At 73.8% G+C, this 16,951-nt stretch carries 15 protein-coding genes, 9 tRNA genes and 1 pseudogene; 15 read left to right on the top strand and 10 right to left on the bottom strand.

The genetic code is table 11. The features are described from left to right. The first annotated feature begins 91 nt into the window (after positions 1 to 91). A complete protein-coding gene (gene ctaD / locus ABT299_RS45485) occupies positions 92 to 1,780 on the top strand; it encodes an aa3-type cytochrome oxidase subunit I (RefSeq protein ID WP_500254597.1) in 1,689 nt (562 codons plus the stop codon). Positions 1,781 to 1,834: 54 nt separating this feature from the next. Here ctaD and qcrB read toward each other — a convergent pair whose 3' ends face one another. Together qcrB and ABT299_RS45475 are read right to left on the bottom strand one after the other, a co-directional pair. Then, a complete protein-coding gene (gene qcrB / locus ABT299_RS45480; protein ID WP_500254596.1) occupies positions 1,835 to 3,481 on the bottom strand; it encodes a cytochrome bc1 complex cytochrome b subunit in 1,647 nt (548 codons plus the stop codon). A gap of 78 nt (positions 3,482 to 3,559) precedes the next feature. Beyond that, the gene (locus tag ABT299_RS45475) at positions 3,560 to 4,414 is read right to left on the bottom strand and encodes a LysR family transcriptional regulator (RefSeq protein WP_433137758.1); all 855 of its coding nucleotides are present in this window, start codon (positions 4,412 to 4,414) and stop codon (positions 3,560 to 3,562) included. Positions 4,415 to 4,482: 68 nt separating this feature from the next. On the opposite strand from ABT299_RS45475, the gene ABT299_RS45470 reads away from it, so the two are divergent. Further along, positions 4,483 to 5,382, top strand: coding sequence for an EamA family transporter (locus ABT299_RS45470; RefSeq protein ID WP_500254595.1), 900 nt, complete (start codon positions 4,483 to 4,485; stop codon positions 5,380 to 5,382). A gap of 20 nt (positions 5,383 to 5,402) precedes the next feature. On the opposite strand, the gene ABT299_RS45465 is transcribed toward ABT299_RS45470, so the two are convergent. Further along, positions 5,403 to 6,281: a LysR family transcriptional regulator gene (locus tag ABT299_RS45465; protein WP_500254594.1), complete on the bottom strand. Its 879-nt coding sequence runs from the start codon at positions 6,279 to 6,281 to the stop codon at positions 5,403 to 5,405. 95 nt (positions 6,282 to 6,376) lie between these two features. Between ABT299_RS45465 and ABT299_RS45460 the strand changes: the two genes are divergently transcribed. Next, entirely contained in the window at positions 6,377 to 7,747 is a 1,371-nt protein-coding gene (locus ABT299_RS45460; RefSeq protein ID WP_500254593.1) for an MFS transporter, read from the top strand. 45 nt (positions 7,748 to 7,792) lie between these two features. Here the strand turns inward: ABT299_RS45460 and ABT299_RS45455 are convergent, their stop codons facing one another. The 5 genes and pseudogenes from ABT299_RS45455 to ABT299_RS45435 form a co-directional block, all read right to left on the bottom strand. Beyond that, positions 7,793 to 8,932, bottom strand: coding sequence for a PrsW family intramembrane metalloprotease (locus ABT299_RS45455; protein ID WP_500254592.1), 1,140 nt, complete (start codon positions 8,930 to 8,932; stop codon positions 7,793 to 7,795). Next, positions 8,929 to 9,486 (bottom strand): hypothetical protein, encoded by a 558-nt coding sequence (locus ABT299_RS45450; RefSeq protein WP_500254591.1) that lies wholly within the window; start codon positions 9,484 to 9,486, stop codon positions 8,929 to 8,931. Before ABT299_RS45450 ends, ABT299_RS45455 begins: the two co-directional genes overlap by 4 nt. 85 nt (positions 9,487 to 9,571) lie before the next feature. Further along, a complete protein-coding gene (locus ABT299_RS45445) occupies positions 9,572 to 10,390 on the bottom strand; it encodes a pentapeptide repeat-containing protein (protein ID WP_500254605.1) in 819 nt (272 codons plus the stop codon). A gap of 89 nt (positions 10,391 to 10,479) precedes the next feature. Further along, a complete protein-coding gene (locus ABT299_RS45440) occupies positions 10,480 to 10,731 on the bottom strand; it encodes a 2OG-Fe(II) oxygenase (RefSeq protein WP_500254604.1) in 252 nt (83 codons plus the stop codon). Between the two features lie 82 nt (positions 10,732 to 10,813). Further along, positions 10,814 to 11,026, bottom strand: a pseudogene (locus ABT299_RS45435) (2OG-Fe(II) oxygenase); the annotation flags it as partial. A gap of 389 nt (positions 11,027 to 11,415) precedes the next feature. On the opposite strand from ABT299_RS45435, the gene ABT299_RS45430 reads away from it, so the two are divergent. The 11 genes from ABT299_RS45430 to ABT299_RS45380 all read left to right on the top strand — a co-directional run bounded on the left by ABT299_RS45430 (position 11,416) and on the right by ABT299_RS45380 (position 13,621). Next, positions 11,416 to 12,210 carry a putative protein N(5)-glutamine methyltransferase gene (locus tag ABT299_RS45430; protein WP_500254590.1) on the top strand — a complete coding sequence of 265 codons (795 nt, stop codon included), beginning with the start codon at positions 11,416 to 11,418 and terminating at the stop codon, positions 12,208 to 12,210. Between the two features lie 53 nt (positions 12,211 to 12,263). Then, positions 12,264 to 12,401, top strand: a complete 138-nt coding sequence (locus ABT299_RS45425; RefSeq protein WP_190868011.1) for an LPFR motif small protein — start codon at positions 12,264 to 12,266, stop codon at positions 12,399 to 12,401. A gap of 379 nt (positions 12,402 to 12,780) precedes the next feature. Then, positions 12,781 to 12,853 (top strand) — tRNA-Ala (locus tag ABT299_RS45420). A 33-nt stretch (positions 12,854 to 12,886) separates the two neighbouring features. Next, positions 12,887 to 12,959 (top strand) — tRNA-Pro (locus ABT299_RS45415). Position 12,960: 1 nt separating this feature from the next. Continuing rightward, a tRNA-Phe gene (locus tag ABT299_RS45410) sits at positions 12,961 to 13,032 on the top strand. A gap of 5 nt (positions 13,033 to 13,037) precedes the next feature. Beyond that, positions 13,038 to 13,109 (top strand) — tRNA-Arg (locus tag ABT299_RS45405). A gap of 25 nt (positions 13,110 to 13,134) precedes the next feature. Beyond that, positions 13,135 to 13,207: transfer RNA gene (locus ABT299_RS45400), tRNA-Gly, on the top strand. Between the two features lie 35 nt (positions 13,208 to 13,242). Continuing rightward, positions 13,243 to 13,313: transfer RNA gene (locus tag ABT299_RS45395), tRNA-Lys, on the top strand. A 24-nt stretch (positions 13,314 to 13,337) separates the two neighbouring features. Further along, a tRNA-Gln gene (locus ABT299_RS45390) sits at positions 13,338 to 13,409 on the top strand. 29 nt (positions 13,410 to 13,438) lie between these two features. Next, a tRNA-Ile gene (locus tag ABT299_RS45385) sits at positions 13,439 to 13,513 on the top strand. A gap of 35 nt (positions 13,514 to 13,548) precedes the next feature. Next, a tRNA-Val gene (locus ABT299_RS45380) sits at positions 13,549 to 13,621 on the top strand. 84 nt (positions 13,622 to 13,705) lie between these two features. Here the strand turns inward: ABT299_RS45380 and ABT299_RS45375 are convergent. Beyond that, on the bottom strand, positions 13,706 to 14,854 hold the full coding sequence (locus tag ABT299_RS45375) for an L-talarate/galactarate dehydratase (RefSeq protein WP_500254589.1): 1,149 nt from the start codon (positions 14,852 to 14,854) through the stop codon (positions 13,706 to 13,708). A gap of 1 nt (position 14,855) precedes the next feature. Then, positions 14,856 to 15,770 carry a 5-dehydro-4-deoxyglucarate dehydratase gene (gene kdgD / locus ABT299_RS45370; RefSeq protein ID WP_500254588.1) on the bottom strand — a complete coding sequence of 305 codons (915 nt, stop codon included), beginning with the start codon at positions 15,768 to 15,770 and terminating at the stop codon, positions 14,856 to 14,858. 75 nt (positions 15,771 to 15,845) lie between these two features. Between kdgD and ABT299_RS45365 the strand changes: the two genes are divergently transcribed. Further along, positions 15,846 to 16,721 (top strand): LysR family transcriptional regulator, encoded by an 876-nt coding sequence (locus tag ABT299_RS45365; protein WP_387019479.1) that lies wholly within the window; start codon positions 15,846 to 15,848, stop codon positions 16,719 to 16,721. Positions 16,722 to 16,951: the final 230 nt, after the last annotated feature.

Below are 16,951 nucleotides of genomic sequence, written 5' to 3'. Positions count from 1 at the left end.
CGCGCCCGCGCGGGCCTGGTGCGGGCGCGCGTTTGAAGGGTCTTTCCCCGGTCACTACCAGCCGTTGGTAGTGACGAGGAGGGGAGCCCGGATGACGGCTGTGGATGGCCCGCCGGACACCAGCGCTGCGGACGCGCTGGCGCGCCACCGCAAGGGGATCAGGATCGGCGACGTTCTCGCCACCACCGACCACAAGGTGGTCGGCTACCTGTACCTCGGAACGTCGTTCGCGATGTTCCTGATCGCCGGGCTGATGGCGATGCTGATGCGGGCCGAGCTGATGCGGCCGGGCATGCAGGTGATGAACGACCTGCAGTACAACCAGCTGTTCACCATCCACGGCACCATCATGCTGCTGCTGTTCGCGACGCCGCTGTTCGCGGGGTTCGCGAACGTCATCGTGCCGCTGCAGATCGGCGCGCCGGACGTGGCGTTCCCCCGCCTCAACACGCTCAGCTACTACCTGTTCCTGTTCGGCGCGATCATGGTGCTGGCGGGCTTCCTGATGCCGGGCGGCGCGGCGGCGTTCGGCTGGTTCTCCTATTCGCCGCTCTCGTCCTCGACGTACTCGCCGGGGCTCGGCGGCGACATGTGGGTGATGGGGCTGGTCGTCTCCGGGTTCGGGACGATCCTCACCTCGGTGAACCTGATGACGACGATCATCGGGATGCGGGCCCCCGGCATGGTGGTGTTCCGGATGCCGATCTTCACCTGGAACACGCTGCTGACCAGCGTGATGGTGCTGATCGCCTTCCCGGTGCTGACGGCGGCGCTGTTCGCGCTGGAGGCCGACCGCAAGCTCGGCGCGCACATCTATGACGGTGCGAACGGGGGCGCGCTGCTGTGGCAGCACCTGTTCTGGTTCTTCGGCCATCCCGAGGTGTACATCGTGGCGCTGCCGTTCTTCGGCATCGTCACCGAGATCATCCCGGTCTTCTCGCGGAAACCCGTCTTCGGGTACCTCGGCATGGTGTGCGCGACCATCGCGATCACCGGGCTGTCGATGACCGTCTGGGCGCACCACATGTTCGCCACCGGGCAGGTGCTGCTGCCGTTCTTCTCCATGACGTCGTTCATGATCGCGGTGCCGACCGGCATCAAGTTCTTCAACTGGGTCGGCACCCTGTGGAAGGGGCGGCTCACCTTCGAGGCGCCGATGCTGTGGGCGATCGGTTTCCTCGTGACGTTCCTGTTCGGCGGCCTCACCGGGGTGATCCTCGCGTCACCGCCGATGGACTTCCACCTCACCGACTCCTATTTCGTCGTCGCCCATTTCCATTACGTGCTGTTCGGCACCGTGGTGTTCGCGATGTTCGGCGGGTTCTACTTCTGGTGGCCGAAGATGACCGGCAAGATGCTCGACGAGACCTGGGGCAAGATCCATTTCTGGACGCTGTTCGTCGGCTTCCACACCACCTTCCTCGTCCAGCACTGGCTCGGCGCCGAAGGCATGCCGCGCCGCGTCGCGGACTACCCGAAGCAGTTCGCGACGCTGAACCTCGTGTCGTCGATCGGCTCGTTCATCCTCGGCGCGTCCACCTTCGCGTTCCTGTGGAACATCTACCGGACGCACCGCCGCGCCCGGCCGGTCGAGACCGACGATCCGTGGGGCCACGGCGCCTCGCTGGAATGGGCGACCTCGTGCCCGCCGCCCCGCCACAACTTCACGACGATGCCGCGCATCCGTTCCTACCGGCCGGCGTTCGACCTGCACTTCCCGCCGAAGGAGCCTCCGCAGGAGTCCGAGCCGGCGCTCCCGCAGCCCCCCGCCGGCTCCTGAACGAAGCCCGGCGCGACCCCCTGAAGGCCCATGAACGGCGCCGGGGCCTCCGGGTCAGGAGCCTTCCTTCTTCTCCTTCTCCACGGCGCCGTCGCGCTTGAGGTCGCCCTGCCCGCCGCCGTGCGACTCGGTCTGGTAGTTGAGGTAGAACCGGTTGGTGCGGGTCCGGACCTGCGTGCGGACGCGGCCGGGCGTCGGCAGCGGGATGATGTGGTGCGGGTAGGCCGCGACCAGCTCGCGGGGCTGCCGGGTCCGCAGGATGGCCGCCTCCTCCGGCGCGGACCGCTCGTGCCGCTCGACGTACCCGCCCTCCGGCGTCAGCGAGATCAGCCCGCTCTCCACGCCCTCCTCGCGTTTCTGCAGGTCACGGCGTTGCAGGCTGAGGCAGACGCGGCGGGCGACGACGAACGCGAGCACCGGGAAGACGAAGAACCCGACGCGGAAGAACCACGTCGTCCAGAACAGCGGGATCTCGAAGGCGTTGGAGAGGATGTCGTTTCCGCCGGCCGCCCACAGGTTGCCGTACCAGGCGATGACGCCGGCGCCGATCGCCGTGCGGGTCGCGGCGTTGCGCGGGCGGTCGAGCAGATGGTGGATGCGTTCGTCGCCGGTCGCCCATCTCTCGAAGAACGGGTACAGGCCGATGAGGGTGAAGAACACGCCGGGCAGGACGACGGCGGGCAGCAGCACGTTCCAGCCGATGGTGTGCCCGGCGACGGTCGTCGAGAGCGGCCCCATGATGCGCAGCGAGCCTTCGAGGAAGGCGATGTACCAGTCGGGCTGCGACCCGAACGACACCTGGTCCGGATCGTAGGGCCCGTACAGCCAGACCGGGTTGATCTGCGCGAACGTCGCCAGGGCGGCCAGGAACCCGAAGGTGTAGAGGAAGTAGGCGCCGCTCTGCGCCATGAAGCTCGGGAAGGTCGGCTCGCCCTGCACCGCCTGCTCGCGGCGCCCCTTGCCGGGCCACTGGGTGTGCGTCTGGTGCCAGAGGATCATCAGGTGCGCGGTGATGAGCGCGAGCAGGATCGCGGGGATCAGCAGGATGTGCACGGTGAACAGCCGCGGGACGAAGCTCTCGCTCGCCGGGAACTCGCCGCCGAACATCCAGAGCATCAGGTACGTGCCGACGACCGGGATCGAGAGCACGATGCCCTCGGCGATGCGCAGCCCGGTGCCCGACAGCAGGTCGTCGGGCAGGGAGTAGCCGGCGAACCCCTCCAGGACCGCCAGCGTGAACAGGGTGACCCCGATCACCCAGTTGATCTCGCGCGGCTTGCGGAACGCGCCGGTGAAGAAGATCCGCAGCAGGTGGACGCAGATCGCCGCGAGGAACAGGTTCGCGGCCCAGTGGTGGATCTGCCGCATCAGCAGCCCGCCGCGCACGTCGAACGACAGGTCCAGCGTCGACGCGTACGCATCGCTCATCTTCACGCCGCGCAGCTGGGAGTAGGAGCCGTTGTAGACGATCTCCGCGCCGCTCGGCCGGAAGAACAGGGTGAGGTAGACGCCGGTGAGGATGAGGACGATGAAGGAGTAGAGCGCGATCTCGCCGAGCAGGAACGTCCAGTGCTTGGGGAACGCCTTGCCGAGGTTGGTGCGCAGGAAGGTGGTCGACCCGAGCCGGTCGTTCACGCCGTAGACCAGCTTCCAGCCCGCCGGCATCCGCTGCTTCCCCCCGCCCCGGCCCCGCCCCGCCATCGCACTCCTCCTGATCAAGCGGACTGTCCGCTGGGCGGGTACCCGAGGGGGCGGGCCACAAACGGCGAGGCCGGGGGCTCAGCCGTCCCGGTACAGCTCGGTGAGCAGCTCGACGGCGTGCCGGGCGGCGGGGTGCGGGTCGTCGTGCCACCACGCGAGGCGGACGGCGATGGGCGCGGCGTCGCGCAGCGGCCGGTAGACGACGCCGGGCCGCCGGTACTGGTCGACGGTGCTGCGGGCCGTGACGCCGACGCAGCCGCCGGCCGCGACGGCGGCGAGCCAGTCGTCGATGTCGGCGGTGTGCCGGGTCGCGGGCCGGGTGTCGGGCGGCCACAGGTCCACGGTGGTGGTGCCGGTGCGGCGGTCGACGAGCAGGGTGCGGCCGGCGATGTCGGCCAGCCGGATCGAGCGGCGCCGCGCCCACGGGTCGTCCGCCGCCATCGCGCAGTACCGGGGTTCGAGGCCGACGACCACGGAGTCGAAGCGGCGCGGGTCGGGGTCGACGCGAACCACGGCGATGTCGCAGGCGCCCTCGGCGAGCCCGCCGGTCGCGGTGTTGGTGCGGACGAGCCGCAGGTCGATGTGGGGCCAGCGGCGCGGCCAGAGCCGCTGGAAGGCGACGGTGTGCCGGCCCATCGCGGACCACGCGTACCCGATCCGCAGCCGGGCGTGCCCGCTCGTCGCCTCCGCCACCAGGTCGTCGGCCTCGGCGAGCAGCCGCCGGGCCCGCGCGAGGACGCGGACGCCGGTGGCGGTCGGGGTCACGCTGCGGCTGGTGCGGCGCAGCAGCCGGACGTCGAGGGCCCGTTCCAGGGACGCGAGGGTCCGCGACACGGCCGCCTGCGAGACGCCGAGCTCGATCGCGGCGTCGGTGAACGTGCCCGCGTCCGCGATGGCGACGAGGACCCTCAGCTGCCGGAGCTCCACATCCATGACTCAAGCGTATAGATGGCCTCTCGCATGCATTTTGCGCAACCGTCGGGCCGCCGCATGCTCGGGGCATGGAGACCGGCGGCTCGGTGGAGACCAGGACGGAACCGCGGCGCGACGTCCGGGCCGGAGGCGCGCGCGGCCGCCTCGCCGGGGTCGCGATGATGCTGGGCAGCGCCGCGTCCAACCAGACCGGCGCGGCGGTCGGCGCGCTGGCGTTCCCGGTCGTCGGGCCCGCCGGGGTGGTGGCGGTGCGGCAGTGGGTCGCGGCGGCCGTCCTCCTCGCGGTCGGGCGTCCCCGCCTGCGCTCCTTCACGGCCGCGCAGTGGCGGCCGGTGCTGGCGCTCGCGGCGGTCTTCGCCACGATGAACCTCTCGCTCTACACCGCGGTCGGGCGCGTGGGCCTCGGCCTGGCCGTCACCTTGGAGTTCCTCGGGCCGCTGTCCGTCGCGCTGGCGAGCTCGCGCCGCCGCACCGACCTGGCGTGCGCCGCCGCCGTGGCCGCCGCCGTCGTCGCGCTGACCCGGCCGCGTCCCACCTCGGACTACCTCGGCATCGGCCTCGGGCTGCTCGCCGCCTGCTGCTGGGCCGGATACATCCTGCTCAACCGGTCCATCGGGCGGACGCTACCGGGCGCGGAGGGGTCGGCCGCAGCGGCGGCGCTGTCCGGGCTCGTGTTCGTCCCGATCGGGGCGTTCGTCCTCGTCCGGCATCCGCCGACGGCGGGCGCGCTGGCCTGCGCGGGCGCGGCGGGCGTGCTGTCGTCGGCCGTCCCGTTCCTCGCCGACCTGCTGGCGCTGCGCCGCGTCCCGGCGCGGTTCTTCGGCGTGTTCATGAGCGTGAACCCGGTGCTGGCGGCGGTGGCGGGGCTGGTCGTCCTCGGGCAGGCGCTGCGCTGGACGCAGTGGCTCGCGATCCTCGTCATCGTCACCGCGAACTCCGCGAGCGTGCTGACGGCGCGCGCCCCCTGACGTCCGGCGGCGAGGGGCCGTCAGGCGCTCGCCGCGTACAGCACCTCGCGCAGGCCGGGCATCGTCTCCCGATCGGTGCGCCACACCAGGCGGAGGCTGAGGTCCGGCGCGTCGAGCGGGATGCGGGCGAGGGCGCCGGAGCCGAGCCGGTCCCGGACGGCGAACTCCGGCAGCAGCGCGATCCCGAGCCCCCGCTCCGCCCAGGACGCCATGACCGTCACGCTGCCCGCCCGCACCCGCTCGACGCCGGGCCCGATGACCCGCTCGCCGGCCAGCCAGAACGAGCAGGCCGGCACGTTCACCAGCAGCCGCTCGCCCGCCAGGTCGGCTGCGGTCACCTTCGGCGCGGCGGCGAGCGGGTGGCCGGGCGCGGCGACCAGCGCGAGCGGGACCGGCTCCACGTCGACGAAGCCGAGCGGCGCGGGCGGCGGGGCGAAGCCGAGGTCGCCGAGCCCGGCGCCGGCGTCCAGCAGCAGCGCGGCCTCCAGGTCCCCGGCCGCGACGGCGCCGAGCAGCTGGTCGCGGGCGGCGTCCGCGCGGACCTCCACGCGCAGGCCGGGCCGCCGCTCGGCGACCCGCGCCAGCACCGACGGCACGTGCGTCGCCGCGATCGTCTCCAGCGCGCCGAGCCGCACCACCGGGACCCCGCCCGCGACCTCGCGGCGCGCCTGCTCGGCCTGCCCCAGCAGCCGCCCGGCCCAGCCGCGCATCCGCTCGCCCGCCGCGGTCAGCCGCATCCCCTTCGGCCCGCGGTCGAACAGCGCGACGCCGAGGGACCGCTCCAGCGTCCGGATCTGCTCCGACACCGACGACGGCGCGAGGCCGAGCGCGTTCGCGGCGTCGGTGACGGTGCCGTGCTCGATGACGGCCTCGAAGGTCCGCAGCTGGCGCAGTTCCATGCCACGGCAACCCGCGCGGAGCGTTCGGATATTCCGAACGCGGCGTGCGGGCGGGCCGGTGGAGCGCCGGACCGCCGGTTCCGAGACTGGGCGTCATGAGCACGGTTCTCTCCCCGGACCCGGTGGCGGCCCCCGGCGCGCGGCGCCGCCCCGCCCTGTTCGGCATATCCCTCGGCTACTTCATGGTGCTGCTCGACACCACCGTCCTTTCGGTGGCCGAGCCCGACCTCGCCCGCTCCCTGCACGGGACGGTCGCGGGCCTGCAATGGGCCGTCACCGGCTACACCGTCGTGTTCGGCGCGCTGCTGCTGTCGGCCGGCGCCGTCGCCGACCGGTACGGCGCGCACCGCGCGTTCCGCGCCGGCATCGCCGTGTTCGGCGCCGCGTCGCTGCTCAGCTCGCTGGCGCCGGATCTGTGGACGCTGGTCGCGCTGCGGGCGGTGCTGGGCGCCGCCGCCGCGGCGTGCGTGCCCGCCTCGATGGCGATGATCAGCCGGCTCTACCCGGTGCCAGCCGAGCGCGCGAAGGCCGTCGCGGCGTGGGCGGCCACCAGCGGCGCGGCCCTCGCCGCCGGGCCGATCGCCGGCGGCGCCCTGGTCGGGCTGGCCGGCTGGCGGGCGATCTTCCTGATCAACGTGCCCCTCGCCGTCGTCGTCCTCGCCCTCGTCGCCGGTCCGCGGGTGCGCTGCCCGCGCGGCGACCGCACCATCGACTGGCCCGCCCAGGCCGTCGCCTGCGTCACGCTCGGGCTGCTCACCGACGCGCTCATCGCGCTCGGCTCCGGCGCCGCCGTCCACGCGGCCTGCTCGGCCGCCGGGACGGCCGCCGCCGCGGCCGCGTTCGCGGTGCTGGAGCGGCGGAGCGCGGCGCCCGTGCTGGTCCCGGCGGTCCTGCGCGCGCCCGGCATGCCGGGGTCGCTGGTCGCGGGCGCGGCGGTCAACTTCGTGATGACCGGGGTGCTGTTCGTGCTCCCGCTGGTCTTCCAGGAGACGCTCGGGATGTCGGCGCTGCGGACCGGCCTCGCGTTCCTGCCGATGACCCTGCCGTTCGCGTTCAACCCGCTGCTCACCGGCCGGATCGTGGCGAGGACCGGGCCGCGCCCGCCCGTCCTCGCCGGGCTCGGCCTGCTCACCGCCGGCGGCGTGCTGCTCGGCGCCGTCATGGCCGCGGGCGCGTCCTACCCGGCGCTGCTCGCGGGCCTGCTGTGCACCGGGTTCGGCGTGTCGTTCGCGCTCCCGGCGCTGGCGACCCTGGTCGTCACCAGCGCGCCCGAGGGCACCGCGGGCGCCGCCGGAGGGCTGCTCAACGCGGTCCGCCAGCTCGGCGCGACCCTCGGCGTCGCGATCATGGGCGCGTTCGCGGCCGTCGGGCACCGGAACGGCCAGGCCGCCGAGGCTCTGTTCGTCGCCGCCGCCGTCTGCGCGGCCGCGCTCGCGACGGCGTCCGTCCGGCGGCGCAGGAGCTGACGGCCGGGCGCTGCCGGTCAGAAGCCGCCGGTCGGGCGCAGCCGGTCAGGCGCTGTCGGGACGGGCGGTGTCCGGATAGGGACCCGGAGGGACGGCGCCCGGACGGGGCGGCCCCGCGCGGGCCGCCTCCAGCCGGCGCCGCAGGACGGCGATCTCCGCGCGGAGCCGGTCCGCCGCCTGCGGGTCCGGTTCGAGGCCGCCGAACCCGTCCTCCAGCAGGTCGAGCTCGGCGGTCCGCAGCCGGGTGAGCAGCCGCCGCGGCTCCCCGCCCGGCACGTCCCACCGCTCCTTGCGGCGCCACTTGCGGAAGGCCAGCACCCGGTCCTCGCCGGGGAGGAGCACGCCCCGCGCGGTCTCCTCGCGCGCCGCCCGCCGGAACCGGACGAGGTAGTGCCGCCGCGCCAGCCGGTACGCGACCACCGCCGCCAGCAGGATCGGCGCGCCCTTCACCGGCAGCAGCGCCGCGCCCGGCAGCAGCGGGGAGTCCCACCACGCGTGCAGGGCCATCGCGAGCACGACCGAGGCGAACGCGAGCGCGGCGGTGGCCCGGGACGCCCGCCCGAGCAGGCAGCCGAGGCCGGCGCCGCCGACCGCGGTCATCGCCCAGTGGCTCCACCAGGCGCCGCCGATCACCCGGCCGCCGAAGGTGAAGAACGCCGCGTTCGCGTCCTGCGTCCCGCCGGTCAGCACGATCGTGTTCAGCACGTACAGGAAGTCCTCGGCGATCTGGAACCCGAGCCCGACGAGCGCGCCGTAGCCCCAGCCGTCCAGCGGCCCCCGCACCGCGCACGGCACGATCAGCGCCAGCACCGCCACCCCGGCGAGCTTCAGCAGCTCCTCGTCGACCGGCGCGGCGATCGACGCGCCCCAGTCGGCGTTGAACTCCGCCCCCGCGGTCTTGGCGATGATCGCCTGGAAGGCGGCGTTGGCGGGCAGCGCGGTGCCGAACGCGGCCAGCCCGCCCCACGCCACCGCGATGAGCGCGTACCCGAGCGGGCGCGGCCGGACGGGGTGCAGCCGCCGCAGCCCCCACACCCCGGCCGCGAGCACCGGCGCCAGCAGGACGAGCCCGGCCACCGCGCCCGCCGGGAACTCGCCGATCTGCGCGTCCATGGCCCGCACCGCGATCCAGAGCCCGAGCAGGCACATCACGGCCCAGAGCCAGAACGCGGGACGGCGCGTCATGGCGAGATCTCGACGCTGAGGACGATCGCCCGCACCTCGCCGGCCAGGCGCCCGTAGGCGTCCGGCGGGCCGGACGCGGTGACCGTCGCCCCGAGGTCGTCCCTGGTGAACACGGTCGCCGAGCCGATCTTGCCGTGCCCGGCGAGCGCGCCGGTCAGCCCGGGCATCCCGTGCCGGGTGGTCACGGCCGAGGGGCCGCTGCGCAGCTGCGCGCCGCCCATCGCGATGATCCGGCCGAGCCCGTCCCACAGCCGCCGGTTGTCCAGCGACCCCAGCGGGACGACGAGGTTCAGGTCGACCCTGACCTCCCCGCGGGTCACCTCGGCGTTGTTGGTCAGCGAGGAGCGCGCCTCGTCCAGCGCCCATCCGGCGGCGGGGACCGTGAACGTCACCGGGCGGACGCCCGCCCGCTCGGTGCCGACGGCGATGACCGTGCCCGCCGCGAGGGCGGTGCCGCCGCTGCCGAGCGCCTTGTCCACGAGGGGCAGCACGAGGCCGAGGATCAGCAGCACCAGGACCACGACCCCCGTGCCCCACCATCTCACCCGCGCCACGTGGCCCCCTCGATGCCGGTGCGCTGCGGAAATGCCCCCTCGAACGGGGACTAAACAAGATCATGCGGGCATCGGGCCGCGGGGGTCAGGCCGGCGCGGATGTCCAGCGGGCCGGGGCCGTGAGCGCGTCCGGCAGCCGGGTCGCGGCGTCGCCTCGCGCCGCGTCGGCCTGCGCCTGGGTGAGGAACAGCGCGCCGGTCAGGTCCGCGCCGGACAGGTCGGCGTCCCGCAGGTCGGCGCCGATCAGGTCGGCGTCCCGGAGGTCGGCCCCGCGCAGGTCGGCCGCGATCAGGTAGGCGCCGCGCAGGTTCGCGCCGCGCAGATCGGCGCCCTTCAGCCGGGCGCCGATGAGGTCGGCGCCGCGGTGGTTGCGCTTGCGGCCCGGGACCTTCGCCCGCACCTCCTCGCTGGCGCGCAGCAGCAGGACGTTGACCTTCTCCCGCACCGCGGCGACGTCCACGGCGGCGACCTCGGCGGGTCCGCCGCGGGTCAGCGCTTCCGTCTCGTCCAGCGCCGTGCGGATCTCCGGGTGGACGGGCGCGGCGGCGGGCATCTCCAGCGCCGCCGCCAGGTACCAGAGGAGCTCGTGCAACTGCCGCATCACCGGGAACACCCGGAACATCGGCCCGGACACCTCGGGGCCCTGCCGCCAGTCCCGCCCGCCGAACGTCTCCTGCGACACCTTCTGGCCCGCGCCGAAGCAGTCGAAGACCGTGCAGCCCTGGAACCCGCGCTGCCGCAGCTCGGTGTGGATGCCGCAGCGGAAGTCGGCGAGCAGGTTGCGGCACGGCCGCCCCGCCTCCTTGCCGACCGCGAAATCGGCCGACTTCGCGAACGGCAGGGCGACGCAGCACAGCCCGAAGCAGGCCCCGCAGTCGGCCTTCAGCGCGCTCTTCTCCACCATGAGCGACCCCCCGTCCTGGTCAGCACTCCATTGTCGCGCCCCCGGGACGGTGCCGTGACCGGTCTCAGCGGCCGGTCGCGTGCCCGGTCTCAGGCCGCGTCGTGGAAGACCAGGCCGAGCGTCCGCCGGCGGCCCGACCGGACGACGCTGACGCCGTGCCGGACCGGCGACGCCGACCAGCCGCGCCGCGTCCGCACCGGACGGTCCCGGGTCGTGAAGACCAGGCCGCGGCCCCGGGGGAGGAGCGTCGCGGTGCCCCGCGACTGGGCGCGCGCCCGCTGCTCGACCATCAGGAACTCGCCGCCGGTGTAGTCGGCGCCCGGCTCGTCCAAACCGATCACGACCTGCAGCGGGAACACCCAGGTCGCCGTACAGGTCGCGGTGCAGCGCGTTCCAGTCGTCCCGGCCGTAGCGCAGCAGGATCGGCGTGGGCTTGCGCTGGCCCGCGCGGTGGCACATGGCGAGCCATTCGGGCAGCGTCCCGGGCCACGGCGCGGGACGGCCGAGCCGGGCGGCCCAGTCGCGGGCGATCGGCAGCAGCCGCGGATATAGCGCCTCCCGCAGCGCGGCGACGGGCTCGGGGAACGGCTCGGCGAAGTACCGGTACTGGCCCGCCCCGAAGCGGTACCGCTCCATGTCGATCGTCGAGCGGAACCGTCCCGCGTCGTCGTAGAGATCCGCGATCTCGGCGCACTCCTCCCCGGTCAGCAGCGGCGGGGTGAGCGCGCAGCCGTAGGCGTCCACCTCCGCGCCGATCGCCGCCCAGTCGCCGTCCGCGACCCTGTCCGCGTAGCCGCCCATGATGCGGGGCCTCCCTCGTCCGTTCCGTGCCTTTCCCGGTCAACACCGGGGCGGCCGGGGACGTTGCACCGGCTGCGGTAGCCTTTCCGGAGTCCGTTCCGGACCGACCGAGGAGGTGAGTCCCGTTCCTGCCCGTCCAGTCCGGGTGCTCCCGCCTCGCACGCGCGCGGCCGCCCACCGTTAGGCGGCCGGGGAGCGCCCACCGGCCTCCCCGAAAGGCGCCCATGTCCGCTCAAGCCGCACCGCTCCTGCCGCCCGACTCCGTCGTCTCCGCCCTCCGCGCCGCCGGCTGCGTCTTCGCCGAGGACGAGGCGGAGCTGATCCTCTCCACGGCCCGCACGCCCGAGGAGGCGACCGCGATGGTCCGCCGCCGGGCCGCCGGGCTCCCCCTCGAACACGTCGTCGGCTGGGCCGCCTTCCACGGGCTGCGGATCGCCGTCGAACCCGGCGTCTTCGTCCCGCGCCGCCGCACCGAGTTCCTCGTCGACCGGGCGGCCCGGCTCCTGCCGCCCCGCCCGGTCGTCGTCGACCTGTGCTGCGGTTCCGGTGCGCTGGGCGTCGCGCTCGTCGCGGGCCTGGACGCGTTCGAACTGCACGCCGCCGACATCGAACCGGCCGCGGTGCGGTGCGCCCGGCGCAACGTCGTCCCCGCGGGCGGCCGCGTCCACGAGGGCGACCTGTTCGACCCGCTGCCCGCCGGCCTGCGGGGACGCGTCGACGTCCTGCTGGCCAACGTCCCCTACGTCCCGACGGGCGAGGTCGGCCTGCTGCCCGCCGAGGCGCGGGCCCACGAGCCCCTCGTCGCCCTCGACGGCGGCGCCGACGGCCTCGACGTGCTGCGGCGCGTGGCCGCCGAGGCGCCGCGGTGGCTGGCGCCCGGCGGGCACCTGCTGTTCGAGACCACCGAGCGGCAGGTCGCGGACGCCCTGGACGCCGTCGCCGGCGGCGGCCTCACCGCCGCCGTCGCGCGGTCCGACGAGCACTCCGCCACGGTGGTCGTCGGCGGGCGTCCCGTGTAAAACGCCATGTGCGGGTATGGGTTCCACCAGGTCGACGTGAAGGAGTGAGTCCCATGCGCCGCATCAGTGCAGCGCTCAGCGCCATCTTCGGAACGATCGTGGACATCGTGACCCTGCCGTTCCGGGTGCTGGCCCGGCTGCTGACCCCCTCCCGCGGGGGCCGTCCGGCCCGTACCCGCCGGCGTGCCTGACGTCCATTCCCCCGGATCGCCCCGGGCCCCTTTCGGGGGCCCGGGGCGATTCGCGGTGAAAAGGTGTTGCGCATTCATTCCGCGTCCCGCACCATATGAGTAACGAACCGCACGGGACGAGCCGGAAGGGAGCCGCGGAGATGATCGGAACGGGCATCGCCAAGCAGGCGCCGCAGCCGCAGGGCCGCGCGTTCGCCGCTCGACCGCAGCGAGGTTTCGTCGTCCCCCAGGGCGCCCCCGGATAGGGCCGCAAGGTTCCGCCGGAGGCCGCCAGGGAGATGACCCGGCGGCCTTTTTCATGCTCATCCGTCCATTCGCCGAGTGTTCTTCCGATGCTGCCCGCATTCGAGGGGCTTCGACAAATGAATCGCAGATCCATGGGTCAGTAGCTCAATTGGGAGAGCGCCCGCCCCGCAAGCGGGAGGTTGCCGGTTCGAGTCCGGTCCGATCCACGGCGACGCCGGGCGTCCCGCCCGCGCGGACCACGGGAAGAAGGGGATGCGGTGCCCCGCCCGCCTTGGGAGCGGGAGAGACGCGGTTCGAGTCCGTGCTTCCCGACGGCCTTCAAGCTCATGGGGATGAGCGCCCGGCTGAAAACCGGGAGGACGAGGTTCGACTCCTCGGACGGCCGCGCAGACCTCTGTAGCTCAGTGGACAGAGCACCGCGCTACGAACGCGGGAGCCCAGGTTCGAGTCCTGGCAGGGGTACCGCGGAGCCCGCCGGCTCCGCTCGGCCGCACATGCCGAAATGGTTGAGGTACCTGGCTTCCACCCAGGGGTACCGGGTTCGATTCCCGGGTGCGGCTCGGTGCGAGGAACATCGAGGAACATCGAGGGACATGCCGCTCTCGTTCAATGGGAGGACTCCGGGCTCTTACCCCGGATATGGAGGTTCGACTCCTCCGGGCGGCACGGCGCGGGAACCCGTTCCCGCGATGCTGGATGGTCTAACGGAAGGACGCGTGGCTCTGAACCACGAAAGTGCAGGTTCGAATCCTGCTCCAGCAGCCGGCCTTTCGCTCATGGGAAAGGCCCGATCCCCGGTGGCCCAGTCCGGTGAGGGCACCCGTATGATAAGCGGGCGATCGCTGGTTCGAATCCAGCCCGGGGGACGTCCGGAAACGGCGCACGGCCGTTTCCAAGACGGTGACCGGTAGCTCAGGCGGTAGAGCGGCTGTCTTACAAACAGCGGGTCGCAGGTTCGAATCCTGTCCGGTCAACCGAAGGGCGCCTCAGCGCCTCACGGCCTCAGCGCCTCACGGCCTCAGCGCCTCACGGCCTCAGCGCCTCACGGCCTCAGCGCCTCACGGCCGCGCGCCGACGCGGGTCCGCCGCGTCGTCCAGGCGCGGGCCTGCTCGCTGAGCGTGATGCCGAGCCCGAGGCGGGCCGGGACGTGCATCCGGCCGCCGCTGATCTCGAGCCGCTCGTCGAACAGCGGGTCCAGCCAGTCGAAGTGCTCGACCCACGGCTCGGACGGGTACGCGGCGGCGAGATGGAGGTGGATCTCCATCGCGAAGTGCGGCGCGAGCCCGAGCCGGTGGTGGTCGGCGAGCACGGCGAGCCTCAGGAACTCGGTGATGCCGCCGATGCGCGGCGCGTCCGGCTGGAGGACGTCGGCGGCGCGCGCGTCGATCAGCGCGCGGTGCTCGGCGACGCTGGTCAGCATCTCGCCGGTCGCGATCGGGGTGTCGAGCGCGCGGGCGAGGTCCGCGTGGCCCTCGGCGTCGTGGGCGTCGAGCGGCTCCTCGATCCAGGTGAGGCCGAACTCCTCCAGCGCGCGGCCCATCCGCAGCGCCGCCGGCCGGTCCCACTGCTGGTTCGCGTCCACCATGAGCGGGACCGCGTCGCCGAGCCGCTCGCGGACGGCGGTCACGCGGCGCAGGTCCTCCGCGCGGTCGGGATGCCCGACCTTGATCTTGATGCCGCCGATCCCGGACGCCAGCGCCGCCGACGCGTTGTCCAGCACCTCCTCCAGCGGCGCGTGCAGGAATCCGCCGGAGGTGTCGTAGCAGCGGACGGAGTCGCGGTGCGCGCCGAGCAGCTTGGCCAGCGGCAGCCCCGCCCGCTTCGCCTTCAGGTCCCACAGCGCGATGTCGAACGCGGCGATCGCCTGGACGGCCAGGCCGCCGCGTCCCGCCGACGCGCCCGCCCACGCCAGCTTCGTCCAGAGCCGCCCGATGTCGCTGGGGTCCTCGCCGATCAGCGCGGGCGCGATCTCGGCGGCGTGCGCGAACTGGCCGGGCCCGCCCGCCCGCTTGGCGTAGCCGAACCCGATCCCCTCGTGCCCGCCCTCGGTGCCGATCTCGGCGAACAGGAACACGACCTCGGTCATCGGGCGCTGCCGCCCGGTCAGCACCTTCGCGTCGCTGACCGGGACGGCGAGCGGCAGCGTGACCGAGGACAGCTCGACCCAGGCGACCCGGTCCAGCGTCGCCGCCCCGGCGCCGTGCACGTCAGAGCACCTTCTCCACGAGCGCGGCGAGGTCGGCGAACTCGGCGGCGGTCAGGTCGGTCAGCGGCGGGCGGACGGGCCCGGCCGGCCGTCCGGCGGCCCGCATCCCGGCCTTGACGATGCTGACCGCGTACCCCTTGCCGCGGTTGCGGATCTCGCAGTACGGCAGCACGAACCCGTCGAGGCGGCGCCGCACCTCGTCCCGGTCGCGGGCGCGGACGGCCGTGTAGAACCCGAGCGCGAACTCCGGCGCGAAGTTGAAGATGGCCGAGGAGTAGGTCGTCACGCCCATCTCCAGGTACGGCAGCGCGAACGTCTCCGCGGTCGGCAGCCCGCCGATGTAGACGAGGCGGTCGCCGAGCCGCGACCGGATCCGCGTCATCAGCTCCAGGTCGCCGACGCCGTCCTTGAACCCGACGAGGTTCGGGCACTCCTCGGCCAGCCGCGCGACGGTGCCGTCCTGGTAGACGGCGTTGGAGCGGCTGTAGACCGTCACGCCGAGCCCGGTGGCCGCGCACACCGCGCGGACGTGCGCGGCGAGGCCGTCCTGCGGCGCCTCCGTCAGGTACGGGGGGAACAGCAGGATCCCGTCGGCGCCCGCGCGCTCGGCGTCGCGGGCCATCTCGACGGCCGTGGCGGTGCCGTACCCGGCGGGCGCGATGAGCGGGACGCCGTCCGGGGTCTCGGCGGCGGCCGCGCGGACGACCCGTCCCACCTCGGCGGGGGTGAGGGAGAAGAACTCGCCGGTCCCGCCCGCGGCGAACAGGCCCGCGACGCCCTCGTGCCCGAGGCGCGCCACGTGGGCGCGGTAGGCGTCCTCGTCGAAGGACAGGTCGTCGCGGAAGTGGGTGACGGGGAACGACAGGAGCCCGGCGCCGAGCAGCCGGGCGGTCTCGTCGGGCGCGTGATGGCTCATGGCCCGAGGCTAGGATGGCCGATCGATCCAGGTCCAACACGAAATTCGGATCCACTGATACCCGTAGGGAATCGTTTGTTCACCCTGACCCAGCTCGCGAGCTTCGTCGCCGTCGCCGAGGAGCTGCACTTCGGCCGCGCCGCCGAGCGGCTGCGGATGACGCAGCCGCCGTTGAGCCGGCAGATCCAGCTGCTGGAGGGCGAGCTGCGCGTGCGGCTGTTCGACCGGACGAACCGCTCGGTCCGGCTCACCCCGGCGGGCCGCGCGTTCCTGGACGAGGCGCGCCGCCTGCTGCACCAGGCCGAGCACGCCGCGCTGTCGGCGCGGCGCGTCTCGGCGGGGGAGGCGGGCCGGGTCGCCGTCGGGTTCACGGCCGCGAGCGCCTACGCCGCGCTCGGCCGGCTGCTGGACACCGCGCGGTCGGCGCTGCCGGACGTCGAGATCGTCCTGCGCGAGATGGTGACGCGCGACCAGCTGCGGGCGCTCACCGAGGGCGGTCTCGACCTCGGCCTGGTCCGCCCGCCCGTCGCCGCGCCGGAGCTGGCGGAACGGGCCGCCGGCCGCGAGGCGCTGCTGGCCGCCGTGCCCAACGGGCACCCGCTCGCCGATGGCGGCGGGCCCCTGCCGCTGGACGCCTTCGACGGGCAGCCGCTGATCATGTACTCGCCGGTCGAGGCGCGGTACTTCCACGAGCTGCTGGTCGGGCTGTTCCGCCGGGCGGGCGTCTCCCCGGTGTACGTCCAGTACCTGAGCCAGGTGCACAGCATCCTCGCGCTGGTGGACGGCGGATGGGGGCTCGCGCTCGTCCCCGAGGCGGCGGCGCGGCTGCGGTACGCGGGCCTGACGTTCCGCCCGCTGGAGCCGTCCGATCCGGCTCCGGTGGAGCTGAGCCTGGCGTGGCGGCGCGGGAACGACAACCCGGCCCTGGCCCGGCTGCTGGAGCACCTCTGAAAGTGTGGCGACGGCCACCGTCCGGTGGCGTGCCGCCGCCTTGACCGGCCGCTCCCGGCTCGCTTATTTTGGCGTCCAAATATTGGTCGTCAAAGTAACGGCCGCGAGCACCGGCCGCCCGGAGGAACGATGAGCGACTTTCCCGCGTACGCGCCGTCGGAGGAGCAGGAGCTGCTGCGGGCGACGGTGCGTGAGCTGGCGGATGCCAAGATCGCGCCGTTCGCGGCGGA

Origin of the sequence: Spirillospora sp. NPDC000708 (assembly GCF_040299565.1) — a bacterium.
In the GTDB taxonomy this organism is placed as follows: Bacteria; Actinomycetota; Actinomycetes; order Streptosporangiales; family Streptosporangiaceae; genus Spirillospora.
The sequence above is the reverse complement of the archived record's forward strand: the minus strand, read 5'-3'. Positions and strand labels throughout refer to the sequence as shown.